The organism is Mucilaginibacter xinganensis, from assembly GCF_002257585.1.
Lineage (GTDB): Bacteria > Bacteroidota > Bacteroidia > Sphingobacteriales > Sphingobacteriaceae > Mucilaginibacter > Mucilaginibacter xinganensis.
Genome location: NZ_CP022743.1, coordinates 3760812 through 3774639, shown reverse-complemented (window position 1 = coordinate 3774639; position 13828 = coordinate 3760812). Strand labels below are relative to the sequence as shown.

Genomic DNA, 13828 nt, shown 5'->3' with positions numbered 1-13828 from the left:
GTAGTTATTGATTGACGAGCTGCAATAAACAGTAGCATTTGACAATTGAAACAACATAAACAAGCCCATAAACCGGTCATCCTTTGCACGGTGCATTTCGTCAATTAAAACTAACCACTCGAATATGCACTCAGAGAGTTAATTATTTTAGTGCTAACTTTATGGATTATGGTATCCATGATTTCACGGCAAAGCTGGTTTATAAAATATAAGCTATACCATCTTCTTTTTTGGATGTTGTATGACTACGCGCTTTGGGCACTGGCCATCGACAGCCCATACAGCGTGCTGCATACGATATTTTTCTCGGTCTATGCGATCAAGTTTTTAGCTTATGTTATACCGCCAGCGTTAGGGGCATATTTCAATTTGTATTTTTTAATTCCCCGCTACCTCGAAAAGCAGCGCTACAGTTTGTACCTGTTCTACCTGGCGCTTACAATTATTTTTACCTCGGGATTGATTACCACTGGTTATTATATTACCGCCTGGCTAAGTGGCAGCACTGCCGAAAAAGTCTTTGGTATTGCACCGACGCTCGATGGTTATTACCATTTAATCAAGGAGGAACCTTTCCGGTTTACCTTAGGTGCGATAACGCTTGCGATGAGCATTAAGCTCACCAAAAACTGGATCGAAACAAAGGCAAGGCAACAGGCACTGGAAAATGAGAAACTGGAAACAGAATTGAAATTCCTGAAGTACCAGTTTAACCCTCATTTCTTATTTAATAGTATCAACTCCATCTTCTTCCTGATCCACAAGAACCCGGATATGGCCTCCGCTTCGTTAGCCAAATTCTCCGAACTGCTACGGCACCAACTATATGAGTGTAACGACCAGCAAATTGCATTGGATAAAGAAATTTCCTACCTGAAGAATTTTATCGAACTGGAAAAGCTGCGTCAAAACCAAAGTTTGTCTGTTAATTTGAATATGGAGCCTTTGGCCGTAGCTTATATGGGAATTGCACCCTTTATCCTGATGACTTTTGTAGAAAATGCTTTTAAGCATGTATCCAAAGATAAAGATCGCAACAACTGGATAAATATCGATTTGGCGGTGACCGGGACACTACTTTATTTTAGCGTTATCAATAGTACCTCAGAAATTCTGGCAACTGACCTGATCAATTACGGAGGTATAGGTTTAAAAAATGTAAAACGCAGACTTGACCTTATTTATCCCGGCAAATACCAATTGGATATCGAACAAACAATTGAAAGTTTCGGCGTAAAGCTGGAGCTGCAATTAAAACAATTGGAATTAACACCTTTTATACAATCGATAGCCGAACTAACATGATCAATTGCGTAATTATAGATGATGAGCCGTTAGCGCGGGAGGGGTTGGCCAGCTATGTAAGGACGGTAGATTTCCTTAACCTCAGCGGTGTGTGCGAAAACCCGCTTGAACTACTGCCGCTAATTGATCGCGGAGCGGCTGATCTGATCTTTCTCGATATCCAGATGCCCAAAATGAATGGTATCGAGTTCCTGAAAATCCTGCAAAAACCGCCGATGGTGATTGTCACTACCGCTTATCCATCATTTGCCCTCGAGGGCTTTCAGTTAAACGTACTGGATTATTTACTAAAACCTATCACCTTCGAACGTTTTTTTAAAGCAGCGGCCAAAGCCAAAGACTATCATAAGTTATTAACCGGTAATCCGGCAAAACAAGCTGAAGATTACTTCTTCATCAAGTGTGCCAGCAAGTATGAAAAGATATTTTTCGACGATATCCTATATATTGAGGGAATGCAAAACTACGTGATGATCTACTCCACTAAAGGTAAATATATGACCATGCTTTCGCTGAAAAGCCTGGAGGAAAAATTGCCGGAAGGAAACTTTATCCGTGCGCATAAATCCTTCCTGGCTGCCATTGTCAAAATTGATGGCATTGAAGGCGGAGAATTATTTATTGGTAATAGCCGCATTCCAATTAGTAGAAGCTATCGCGAAAAAGTAATAGAACGTGTTGTTTCTAAAAGGCTTTGGGATAACAGGTAAGGTGTACTATATGGCCGCTATTAATTTTACTAATTAAAAGTTGATGGTTCGAAAAAAGTCCAATGAGGAGAACTTATCGTATCCAGATACAATGTATTTGGCTGTTTTTTTGATAAATTGGAAAAGAAAGCCTTATTTGCAACTCGAAGATTGATATCCGCAAACGTAATTCAGGTTCTGTAGATGAAGAGCGGAGAAGCCAATAAGAATAATCGCAGCTTGCCCATAACAGTAAGTGCGATCAATGCACCAGTTTTTCCAATTGCACATTGAAGTTTGCACGGGTGATGCCAGTTATTTTCTCCAACGCCTTGAAATAGTTGGCGTTCCCAGCCTCTTTTTTACCACAGCTTAGAAAGGTGATCACGTTTGCAAAACCTTGTTCCTTTTCAATCTTTTGACAGATCAGCGCGTCAAGTACATAATCAGCATAAAGTGGGGTTCTCACCCCACCAAACTTGCGGTGCTCGTCAAAAGCTTTGAGCCAGTTATGATCAGCCCCCATGTATTGTTTAAAATTTTGCAAAATATCATCCCAGGTATAGATACCCCAACTACCGCCGTATAAATAGGCACAGGCCTCATCTATCGGACGATTGATAATTTCAACGTTTACTATATGGTGTAGACGGTCATGCCAAAGATCATGTAAGTCGAAGGCCACCACGTCATTGGTTCGCGCCCCTATCAGTATTATGCAGGCCCCTTCATGGTACCAGGATTTATTCAAACTGCCAATGCCGTTATAAGCAATTTTATATTCCTCGCCGAGCAAACCCATCAGGTCAGTGAAATTATCATGGTAATAGACCTTCGTCACGTACACTGGAGCTTTCAATTTACGGTCAAAGGACTGGGCTGTTCTAATATACCTGTACAGTAGTGGTGTTTTTTCCTTGCTATTTCTGTAAAGAACAAAATCACCTGTTTTTTTTATTTTCCAGTTTAATGTGTTACGCCGAAGTGGGGAGCTGAAAAAATACGCTTTGCCTTGTGTTTTAGCGATAAGCTTGAAGCTTGATCGGAACGTGCCATCTTCAAAACTGGAAAGCTGTATCAAGAAGTCCAGACTGTCAATTGGCGATATATTGACTAGTTTAAATTTCATACCCTCCATCTCGTCAAGCAAAGCTGAAGTCTCAATTTGAAAATCAGGATCTATACCCGATCTTTTTTCAATTAGATTATTCAATGATTTGATTAGTATCACACTGTCTTCAGGGAGTTTGATATTTCTACCTGCAACTACTGATTGACTGAAAGATAGCGTAACAAATGCGAGTTGAATGATCAACAATAAGGATATTCGATTCATGAACGGAGCTTTGTTAAAGCTAATGAATATTGTTGCAAATTATGGTGAGGAATTCTGCCATTTTGAATTAGACTAACTATGCCTTTTTTTATTTTTACAAAATTACGACTGGTTGTAAACTACAAAAACCACTTTTATATTATTACCAATATTAAACAACTTTTAATAAATACCTAGCATGGTTGACATTCCGGGGATATTGACCACCTGATTCCGTGGCAAAGTGACAGGTAAGCGAGTAGCTCATCAGCGGTGTAATCATTTGTTTTACCTGTTTCCAGGCTTCTTTGAAAAGCATGGTACATGCCGAAGAACTTAAACTTCCGCATTTTGTTCAATATGTTGCATTCAATTTATGGGTTGTTTAAAAGGTTATTTGTAATAGTCTCCTCCTCTGATATTATCACGGCTGGGTGTACCATCCCATTGATTGCAGTTAACTGTTATTCCAGTTGTAAGCGTGTTGTTACGATTGTAAGTTACGCTAACCACAATAGGGTAGAGGTTGTCCGACTTTGGCCTCTTGTCGTTAAGAAGCAACTTGAAGATAACCATAAATTGGAGTCTATTGTTACCTGAATGTACTAACGGCGTACTAACACTGTACTATCAGATATTGCCTGTATGATTGCTCCGTAATAGTGCAAACAACAAAAACCCCTTAGATTATCTGTAAGAGGCTTTTTTGGTGGGAGTTACTGGGTTCGAACCAGTGACCCTCTGCTTGTAAGGCAGATGCTCTGAACCAGCTGAGCTAAACTCCCTTTTTGTTGTGATCCTTTTAACGTTTTGAGCAGTGATGTTCCGTCCGTTTTGGGAATGCAAATATAGGATGTATCTGCTATTTTTCAAAAAATATTTTACTTTTTTTATTGATTTATTTTTGAGCAATAAAACCTGCGCTGTAAGTATATTATTAACAGTTACTTATAATTTAAATAAAAATTGGTTATGCCGACTTTTTTAGGTTTCAAGAGGTAAATAAATAATTTGTCGCAAATTACATGGCAATATGCTGGTCGGCACGCGGGTCATCCGGGAGAATTTCCATTTCGGGGAAATCAATATATTCGGCGTACCACTGGATGGCTCCAACTACATCAAGCGCGTCTTCAGCTACAATATTTATGGTTTCAAAGGCATATAGTTTCTTTTTGGCGTAACCATAAAGCTGTATTTCGTTGCTATCGGGGTGAAAAGTCTCCTCATTAAGGCAAAATACCCGTATTTTTAAATGGGTGTCCCTGGAGTGAATAACATCCCTGCAAGGATTATTCGGATCGGTTGCTAATAAATATACATTGTAATCCATATAAGCTTAACAACATTATTAGGTTATGGTTTACAAATTATTAGCGATGTTGTGATGTGAAAAAGAAAGGCAATTGTGCGGGAATTACACGGTTAATCTATTTGTGTAAAATTATTCCATTGGGGCGAGTAAATAATTCCTCGTTTTGTTTTCTCTATAGGAAAAGCAAAGGCTGTTTATAGGCTTTTAAATAATGTTTGTTTAATGGCATTGCTTTTGAGTTAATTAAGATGCCCCCCTAAAGGGTTGTTTTTCATAGGTAGATGTAGGGCCGGAACACTGCGAGAGTTTTCCGGTCTTTTTTTCTCATTTTCAAAACTCCGTACAGTCCAATAATTTACAGTCGTTATTTTTCGTCGACGCTAAATTTTTTATTTCCTCAGTTACTCCTGATCATAAGTTTAAAACCCTTAAGAATAGTCCCTTACGTTGTGTTAATTAGGTTTCAAATAACGAAACAATTTGTCGAATGAGTGAGTTTTCTATGTATTATTTCACTAAATATTAAACTCCTGTTCTTTTAATTAAAAAGCCGAAACCGCCCTCAGTGAAATCTACGTAAGTACAACAAATACCAATTTTTTGATAATTAAACATTCACATCTATGAAAACAGAAGAACTAAAAAACGTAGATAGCGCAAACATGCCCAGGCGGTCATTTTTACGCTATGCCGGTGTAGGCGCTGCTTCCGTTGGCCTTTTGGCTACGGCAGGCTGCCAAAAAGACCACATCAAAACTTATAATGGTGTTGATATTGGTTCGGGTGATACCGGGATCCTTAATTACGCTTACGCGCTGGAACAACTGGAAGCTGCATTTTACTCTGCTGTGGTGGCAAATCCCTACACAGGAATGTCTGATCACGAAAAAAAATTACTGACGTCAATCCGCGATCATGAAATTTTACACAGGGAATTTTTTAAAGCAGCCTTAGGATCGAGTGCGATAATAGGGTTAACTGTTGACTTTAGTTCCCTTGATTTTAAAAACCGCATCCAGATTCTGGCTACAGCTAAGGCATTCGAGGATTTGGGCGTTAGTGCTTATGGTGGTGCAGGCTACCTGATCACTAACCCGGATTATTTAACAATAGCCGGTAAAATTGTATCGGTAGAAGCAAGGCACGCCGCCCTGATCCGTGAAATGATCAGCCCGGGAAGTTTTGCCGGCAGCGATGTGGTTGACAGTAATGGACTAAACCAATCTAACGAGATTAAGGTTGTTTTACCTATTGCCAACACCTTCCTGAAAACTAAAGTGAGTGCGTCTAATTTTGGATATAAAGCCTAATCAACATCGCCATGAATTTAATTAATATTATAGAACAATTAGAAACCGTTGATCCCGAAATAGCCGAACGCATGAGTCCGCGTCGCGCTGCGATCAAAAATATAACAAGCTTTGGTTCAAAAGTAGCTATTGCTGCGTTGCCAATGGCATTTGCAACCGTGTTTAAAAAGGCTTATGGCGCAGCTGCTCCGGCAGCAGTGAGCGATGTTTTAAACTTTGCTTTAACGCTTGAATACCTCGAGTCTTATTTCTACAACCAGGGGGCTGCGGCTTCAGGGTTAATCCCCAATAATAATTCAGGTTATGTGGCAGAGATCCAAAGTGATGAGAACCAGCACGTGGCGTTTTTGAAATCTGTTTTGGGAACGGCCGCAGTTTCCATGCCTGCTTTTGATTTAACTGCGGGCGGGGCGTTCCCAACCGTATTGTCAAATTACGATACATTTTTGGCAGTTGCCAATGTGTTTGAAGATACTGGTGTACGCGCCTACAAGGGGCAGGCACCAAATTTACTCGGTAATCAGGTGGTTTTGGGTGCCGCGCTTTCTATTCATGCAGTTGAGGCCCGCCACGCATCGGTTATCCGCCAGATACGCGCATCCCGCGGAGTTGACATCGCTCCCTGGATAACCGGAAACGCAGGCCTGTCAAACGATACCGGTATCGGCGCTGCAGTTGATGCAAGCTATGCAGGTGAAAACAATGTAATGCAGGGCGGTGTTGATGTAACCAAGTTACCTTCAATATATGGTAATTCTACCGCATATGGCGTTGCGGTTGAAGCATTTGATGAGCCATTAAGCATGGCTGCTGTTTTGGCTATTGTAAAACCGTTCTTTAAATAATAATAAAAGGAATGATATTTAAACCGGGTGCTGCTTTGGCCCCGGTTTTTTTATTTGCGCAGCGCTTCATGGCCGAATCTTAGCAGCTCGCTTGCACTTATAAAACCTACCGTTCCTAAAACCGGCTTTCCTTTTTTATCAAATATAATAAGGGTAGGGTAGGCGCGCAATTGCCAGGCCCTGGCCAGCTCTGGCCCCCTGCCTTTCTCCATATCAATAGAAACATTTACAAAATTGCTGTTGTAAAACTCAGCAACTTTATCATCTGTGAAAGTTCGCGCCTTAAGCATTTTACAGGGTCCGCACCAGGTAGCGTAGGCATCAACAAAAATATATTTGTTTTGCTTTGCAGCTTGTTTTAACGCCTCATCCCATGAGTCTTCAATAAAAACAATATGCGACGGGTTTTTATCTGCTATAATAGCAGGATGATGGTAAGTGCCTGTAAAAGCTAATCCGGCTACCAGCACCAGCTGCAATGCATTTTTAAAAAGTGCCGATTTAAAAAGATATTTCATGTTTACAATTAGGTCATAAAAATAGCACCTGTAACATAAAGATCACTACAGGTGCTGTTTTTTTTGCATTTAATTTATAACAGCCCCTTATTCGTGATTAGGGCGATGCTGTTGCTGCTGCTGGTGCTGTTGTGCTTGCTGCTGCTGGCGTTGCTGTACCTGTTGAGCTTGTTGCTGCTGGCGCTGTTGCGCTTGCTGCTGCTGACGTTGTTGAACCTGTTGTTCCTGCTGCTGGCGCTGTTGTGCTTGCTGCTGCTGACGTTGTTGAACCTGTTGTTCCTGCTGCTGCTGGCGCTGTTGTGCTTGCTGCTGCTGACGTTGTTGAACCTGTTGAGCTTGTTGCTGCTGGCGCTGTTGTGCTTGCTGCTGCTGACGTTGTTGAACCTGTTGAGCTTGTTGCTGCTGGCGCTGTTGTGCTTGCTGCTGCTGACGCTGTTGCTCCTGCTGCTGGCGTTGTTGTATCGGCTGCTGACGCTGTTGCTCCTGCTGCTGGCGTTGTTGTACCGGCTGCTGACGCTGTTGCTCCTGCTGCTGGCGTTGTTGTATCGGCTGCTGACGCTGTTGCTCCTGCTGCTGGCGTTGTTGTACCGGCTGCTGACGTTGTTGAACCTGTTGCTCCTGGCGTTGCTGTCCGGGGTTAACAGCCGGTCTGCCAGCAGGCGGTGCCTGTCGGTTAGGTACCGGGTTAACGCGCACAACTTTATTATCAGGTCTTGGGTCTCTAGCAGCTTGCGCCAGGCGTCCTGCGTTAACTCGATTGTAGGCTGGTGCGCCATTACCCCTGTGTGCTATTGCCTGGTTAGGGTTTTGCTGCCTGTAAGCATTGGCATCAACAACCCTTGCAGGCTGGGCGTTTGGCGTCCTGTTTACTGCAGGCCTGTATATATTCAATGTGTTGTTTTCAACCCGTACAGCGCCGGGCCTTCTGTCATTGTTTATTTTGTACACAGGTACTTCCTGGCGGGTATAGCGCCTTACATCGTCTCTGCGTGGGCCGGCAATATAAGTTACATTATTGTTAACGTATGTGTTGTTAATAATGGTAGTGTTGCGTATTATGGTAACTGATCTCTGTGGCGCTACATAATAATTATAAATATTTGGCCTGTTTATGTATTCCTGCGGTGCGCAAACCCAGTAATTATCGGGCACGTGGTATCCGCCACCAAGAGATATATTTATGCTGATGCCCGGTTGCAAAGGTGCCCATCCATAATAGCCGCCACCATGTCTCCAGCTAACCCAGGCTGGAGCCCAGGTATGACCCGGGATCCATTCCCATCCATAATAATCGTCATAGCGCCAGCGGCCATAATGGAAAGTGGCCCATCCCCAACGGTAATCAGATACCCATGTGTTCCCATAGTCGGTCATAACCCAATGGCCGCGGGTTGCATAAGGCCTGAAGCCTTCTTCGGCATTAGGAACCCATACATTGCCATATTGCGGATCGCTGATCCAGGTACCATCGGGCTCCAGGTCATCATAAAATTCCTGGTCTGAAATATATTCGTCTCCCTGCGCCTTGCTTTGTTTTGGGGACACTGCTAAAAGTAACAAGGCTAATAAGCCTGTTCCCCACAATTTATTTAATGTTCTCATAGTTATTCATATTTACCGGGTGTCTTCACCTAAATTGATTCGCCTTTTTTAAATATTTTATTGGTATGACTTTAAAAATCATAAAAGGTAAAGTCCGCAATATTGTTTTATGGAAGTCCTATTTGTATATTTTTTTTACAACTATTTTTAATTTAAATAGTTTTACAAAATAAATAGACCCAAAAAATATGATAAACATTCCGAGACTTGATCTGAATTTATATACGGAAGGAACCAGTGGGGAACGAAAACAATTTTCGGACGAAATAGGTAAGGCATTTAACGAAACAGGCTTTGTAACTATCACTAACCATGGTTTGGATAAACAGCTGATAGATAAATTATATGAAGATATAACGGCACTTTTTGCATTACCTGACGAGGTAAAGTTAAAGTACGAGATCCCGGGCCTTGCAGGCCAGCGCGGCTATACCGGTAAACAAAAGGAAACCGCTAAAGGCTTCACGGCACCTGATTTAAAGGAGTTTTGGCAGATTGGACAAACAGTAACCGATGATGAAAGCCTTAAGGCAGAATACCCTGATAATTTAACTGTTGGAGAGTTGCCGTCATTTAATGAAACCACTTTGCAGGTCTATAAAAAGCTGGAATGGATCGGTCAGCATTTATTACAGGCAATAGCCGTATATTTAAACCTGCCGGAAAGTTACTTCGATGGTAAAGTGCATAACGGGAATTCCATACTACGTACGCTGCATTATTTCCCTATTACCAACCCTGATGCTTTGCCTGATGATGCGGTACGTGCCGGTGCACACGAGGATATTAACCTGATCACCCTGTTAATTGGTGCCAGCGCTGATGGGCTGGAGGTGCTTACCCGTGATAATGACTGGTTTCCGGTAAAGGCTCATGGCGAAGATTTGGTTGTTAACGTTGGCGATATGCTGCAACGGTTAACTAACAATCAACTTAAATCAACTACGCACCGCGTAGTAAACCCGCCGCGCGAGCTGATGAAAAATTCGCGTTATTCGGTACCTTTCTTCCTGCATCCCAAAGCGGATATGAGCTTGGCCTGCCTTCCACAATGCATAGATGCAACCCACCCCAAACAATATGAAGATATTACGGCCGGAGCCTATTTAGATGAACGACTGAGGGAAATTGGCTTGAAGAAATAAGTTTTAGAGATTGGAGGCTTAAGGTTAAACATTAAGGATCAGGAAGTAGATGTTTCACCGGCTGGCAATCTCTAATCTCTAACAATTACCTCCAACTAACTGGCTTCCATTTTTCAACTAACCGCTATTCACTAATCTCCAATCACTATATTTGCGCTCATGGAACAAAATTTGTTTGTTTACAACACCTTAACACGCAAAAAAGAAAAATTCGAACCGCTGCACGCGCCCCATGTAGGCATGTATGTTTGCGGGCCTACCGTTTATAGCGATGTACACCTGGGCAATTGCCGTACCTATATCTCTTTCGACCTGATATTTCGTTACCTTACTCACCTGGGTTATAAAGTGCGTTATGTGCGCAATGTTACCGACGCTGGGCATTTGGAAGGCGATGGCGGCGATCAGGGCGAAGATAAGATCTCGAAAAAAGCAAAACTTGCCCATTTGGAGCCCATGGAAATTGTACAAAAGTACACAGTAGGTTTTCACGACGTAATGAACGTGTTTAACATTCTTCCGCCCAGTATAGAGCCCACTGCAACCGGCCATATTATTGAGCAAATAGAGATGGTAAAGGCCATTATGGATAAGGGCTACGCCTATGAAGTTAACGGTTCAATATATTTTGACGTTGAAAAATATAATAAAACCCAGGATTATGGCATTTTGAATGGCCGTAACCTGGAAGATTTGTTAAATAATACCCGCACACTTGGCGGACAGGAAGAAAAGCACGGTAAGCTTGATTTTGCCCTGTGGATAAAAGCAAAACCTGAACACCTGATGAAATGGCCTTCGCCATGGGGTGTTGGCTTTCCGGGCTGGCACCTGGAGTGCTCTGCAATGAGCAATAAATACCTGGGCGAGCAATTTGACATTCATGGCGGCGGTATTGACCTGGCGCCAACACACCACACCAACGAGATTGCGCAAAACGTAGCAGCTTGTGGTAAAAACCCTGCAAATTATTGGCTGCACACCAATATGCTCACGGTAAATGGCCAAAAGATGTCAAAATCTTTAGGCAACAGCTTTTTACCTCATGAACTTTTTTCGGGCGAAAATTCAATCTTAAAAAAAGGTTACAGCCCTATGACGGTGCGGTTTTTTATGTTACAGGCTAATTATCGCAGCACGCTCGATTTTGGAAACGATGCTATGGAAGCTTCTGAAAAGGGATTTAAGCGCTTAATGAATGCTTTTAGCCTGGTTGACGGATTAAAAGTTTCTGCCATTACCGAAGTTGAAATACAGCCATTGCTTGAGCGTTGCTATGCTGCTATGAACGATGATTTTAATAGCCCGGTATTAATTGCCGAGCTTTTTGAAGCCAGCCGGATCATTAACTCTGTACATGACGGTAAACTGAAAATTGACGCAGCTAACCTGCAAATGTTAAAAAATTTGATGAATACTTTTGTGCTTGATATATTGGGCCTTAAAAGCGAACAGGCAGCAAATGACGACCTGCCGAAAGTACTAAACCTGGTTGTTACCTTACGGAACGAAGCCAAAGCAAACCATGATTACGCAACATCAGATAAGATAAGGAATGGCTTACAGCAGATAGGCTTTCAGTTAAATGATAGCAAAGAAGGTACCAACTGGAGTAAAATTTAATTCGATAAATTACGTTACAGCTTGGTTGCGCGGCCTCAAAATTTAATATCATTTTGTGAATCGCTTACAAATAATTATAATTTTACCCTGTATATCTATAAAAAACAATGAAGAAAATATTATTAGCCGCTGTTATATTAATTGGCGTAAATAGCGTATCAATTGCACAAAGTACTGAACCAGTTGATGTAAATAAAGTTATTGAAGCTGAAAAAAACTTCAACAAACTGGTTGAGCGCAAAGGAATAAAAAATGCATTTTTAACTGTTGCCGACCCTGAAGGGATCGTTTTTAAACCGGATGCTGTTAACATAACTGAATTTTACAACAATATTGACAAGCAGTCTGGTTCATTGAGCTGGAAGCCTGATTTTGCCCGAATCTCCGGCAATGGCGATCTTGGGTTTTCTGCAGGCCCATATATTTATCAAAACGGCAAAACCGACGATGATAAGGTATATGGCGACTATGTTTCTATTTGGCGCAGGGACGCTGAAGGTAAATTGAGATTATTAATTGACCTTGGCATACAACATCCAGAGCCTGAAAAAGAAGCTTTGACTGATTTCAGGAGTCCGGGTGCAGATAAAAAAGTAGCGCCAAGTAAAGATCCTTTCAACGGAAAGAAAATCATTCTTGCCACTGACGAATTGTTTAACCATTCATTGACCATTTCTGCACTGGCAACTTATAAAGAATTTTTGAGCCTTGAAGGTCATTTTTATTTCCCTGGTTTCGATCCTCTAACAGGCCGCGAACAGGTAATGAAATTTCTTAGCAACGAAGGTATTTCTATTAGTGCCGAAACGGTAAACGCAGGTCGCTCAACCAGCAACGATCTTGCTTACACCTATGGAAAAGCCCGTATAAAAAAAGGGAATATATTAAGTAACTTCAATTACGTTCGTGTTTGGGAACTTGATAAAAATCACAAATGGAATGTTTTGCTGGAAGCGTTTTCAGCCATAGAAAATGAGTAATTAAACCAGGATTCAGCTAAAATTAAGAGGCCGGTATTTTACCGGCCTTTTTGTTTTTTAATCAATTGAGTATAATAATGTAACATTCAGGTAATATTGTTGATAAACCGATGGTTGTTGATAACCTTTTACAACTGTTGCGGCACGTTGCGCGTAATAGTGTTAATTAAATAATGATTATGGCCGATTTAAACAAATTCCAGCGATCAAAAGAGCGAATTACCGAAGTCCTTAAGTATTTAACAGCTACCACCGGCACTGATCATCAAACAAACCCTTACGTTTATACGCTTCAGCAGTCCATTGTGCTAATTGATAATAAAATAGAAGAACTTATAGCCAGTGAGCCATCGGGAAATCAGTTTACTGATTGAAGCACCATACTGCCTGCAAGTTTCTCTTTTCTGTACGTTTCTGATTTTACAAAGCGCCCCAGCTTTGGCGCAAACCATTCTATTACTTTCATATTGATTGGGATACCTATCCCCATAATTTTAGCTTTAAAATACGAATCGTAGGTTATCTTAAAACAATCAAAGGTGCCCGCATCGGTTTTTACCGTTTCGCTGTTTTCAACCGTTCTTTTGGTCATATTGATTTGCATTTCGGAAAATTTACTTCCATTGTTCATTACCGAAATTACTGCCGATCCGTCTTCCAACTTATCGCCAACCTTCAAATTAAGCGGATAGGTCAGGTATTTACCGTCGCCTTCAAACTGCATATTACTGAATTGTTTTGATGAGGATGCCGGGATAAATGACTTCATATCTATTTTGATGGCCGTGCCGCTGCAGGTCATGTCAAAATCGCCGGTGCCTATTGTCTTCCCGTTTTTATCAGCCACCTCGTTGTGATAAGTAAGGGTTGACGCGTCTTTTTTTACTGAGGAATAGCTGACAGAGCCCTGGTTATTACCTTTAGCATCTAAGTTGGCATAAACAAATTTCTTACCGTTACCGGAATTGATAAACTGATCGCAGGTTTGGGCATAGCCAATAGTTAGTACCGTAACCAGGCTTACCATTGTGATAATTAACTTTTTCATAAGGCAGATTGATAATTGGTGAAATATGACAAAGTAAATTTAATATTTTTTCATGAAATAAATACTAATCGTTTGAATTCCAGTGTGTCAGCTTAAATATTAAAACATATTGGCTAAATGTTAAATCATTTAC

Annotated in this window: 13 protein-coding genes and 1 tRNA gene; 8 read left to right on the top strand and 6 right to left on the bottom strand. The window is 41.4% G+C overall.

All coding sequences use genetic code 11. The features are described from left to right. The first annotated feature begins 234 nt into the window (after positions 1 to 234). Positions 235 to 1305: a sensor histidine kinase gene (locus MuYL_RS16595; protein WP_211710169.1), complete on the top strand. Its 1071-nt coding sequence runs from the start codon at positions 235 to 237 to the stop codon at positions 1303 to 1305. Continuing rightward, complete coding sequence (locus MuYL_RS16590) at positions 1302 to 2015, top strand: LytR/AlgR family response regulator transcription factor (protein WP_094571623.1); 714 nt, start codon at positions 1302 to 1304, stop codon at positions 2013 to 2015. The genes MuYL_RS16595 and MuYL_RS16590 overlap by 4 nt, the downstream gene beginning before the upstream one ends. Before the next feature lie 241 nt (positions 2016 to 2256). Here MuYL_RS16590 and MuYL_RS16585 read toward each other — a convergent pair whose 3' ends face one another. From MuYL_RS16585 to MuYL_RS16570, 3 genes are all read right to left on the bottom strand, one after another. Continuing rightward, a complete protein-coding gene (locus MuYL_RS16585; RefSeq protein WP_094571622.1) occupies positions 2257 to 3330 on the bottom strand; it encodes a hypothetical protein in 1074 nt (357 codons plus the stop codon). A 686-nt stretch (positions 3331 to 4016) separates the two neighbouring features. Further along, positions 4017 to 4094, bottom strand: a tRNA-Val gene (locus tag MuYL_RS16575). 236 nt (positions 4095 to 4330) lie between these two features. Beyond that, positions 4331 to 4642: a hypothetical protein gene (locus MuYL_RS16570; protein WP_094571621.1), complete on the bottom strand. Its 312-nt coding sequence runs from the start codon at positions 4640 to 4642 to the stop codon at positions 4331 to 4333. Between the two features lie 605 nt (positions 4643 to 5247). Between MuYL_RS16570 and MuYL_RS16565 the strand changes: the two genes are divergently transcribed. After that, entirely contained in the window at positions 5248 to 5934 is a 687-nt protein-coding gene (locus MuYL_RS16565) for a ferritin-like domain-containing protein (RefSeq protein ID WP_094571620.1), read from the top strand. Between the two features lie 11 nt (positions 5935 to 5945). Further along, positions 5946 to 6779: a ferritin-like domain-containing protein gene (locus tag MuYL_RS16560; RefSeq protein ID WP_094571619.1), complete on the top strand. Its 834-nt coding sequence runs from the start codon at positions 5946 to 5948 to the stop codon at positions 6777 to 6779. 50 nt (positions 6780 to 6829) lie between these two features. On the opposite strand, the gene MuYL_RS16555 is transcribed toward MuYL_RS16560, so the two are convergent. Together MuYL_RS16555 and MuYL_RS23285 are read right to left on the bottom strand one after the other, a co-directional pair. After that, positions 6830 to 7297: a thioredoxin family protein gene (locus tag MuYL_RS16555; RefSeq protein WP_094571618.1), complete on the bottom strand. Its 468-nt coding sequence runs from the start codon at positions 7295 to 7297 to the stop codon at positions 6830 to 6832. An 87-nt stretch (positions 7298 to 7384) separates the two neighbouring features. Further along, positions 7385 to 8899, bottom strand: coding sequence for a DUF6600 domain-containing protein (locus MuYL_RS23285; protein ID WP_157740911.1), 1515 nt, complete (start codon positions 8897 to 8899; stop codon positions 7385 to 7387). A gap of 188 nt (positions 8900 to 9087) precedes the next feature. Here MuYL_RS23285 and MuYL_RS16540 point away from each other — a divergent pair, with 188 nt between their 5' ends. From MuYL_RS16540 to MuYL_RS16525, 4 genes are all read left to right on the top strand, one after another. Next, complete coding sequence (locus MuYL_RS16540) at positions 9088 to 10044, top strand: isopenicillin N synthase family dioxygenase (RefSeq protein WP_094571616.1); 957 nt, start codon at positions 9088 to 9090, stop codon at positions 10042 to 10044. Between the two features lie 159 nt (positions 10045 to 10203). Next, positions 10204 to 11667 (top strand): cysteine--tRNA ligase, encoded by a 1464-nt coding sequence (cysS, locus tag MuYL_RS16535; protein ID WP_094571615.1) that lies wholly within the window; start codon positions 10204 to 10206, stop codon positions 11665 to 11667. A 107-nt stretch (positions 11668 to 11774) separates the two neighbouring features. Then, positions 11775 to 12647, top strand: a complete 873-nt coding sequence (locus MuYL_RS16530; RefSeq protein ID WP_094571614.1) for a hypothetical protein — start codon at positions 11775 to 11777, stop codon at positions 12645 to 12647. Positions 12648 to 12826: 179 nt separating this feature from the next. Beyond that, complete coding sequence (locus MuYL_RS16525) at positions 12827 to 13021, top strand: hypothetical protein (RefSeq protein ID WP_157740909.1); 195 nt, start codon at positions 12827 to 12829, stop codon at positions 13019 to 13021. On the opposite strand, the gene MuYL_RS16520 is transcribed toward MuYL_RS16525, so the two are convergent. Then, positions 13006 to 13695: a TapB family protein gene (locus tag MuYL_RS16520; RefSeq protein ID WP_094571612.1), complete on the bottom strand. Its 690-nt coding sequence runs from the start codon at positions 13693 to 13695 to the stop codon at positions 13006 to 13008. The two genes, MuYL_RS16525 and MuYL_RS16520, sit on opposite strands and share 16 nt — an antisense overlap. Positions 13696 to 13828 lie beyond the last annotated feature (133 nt).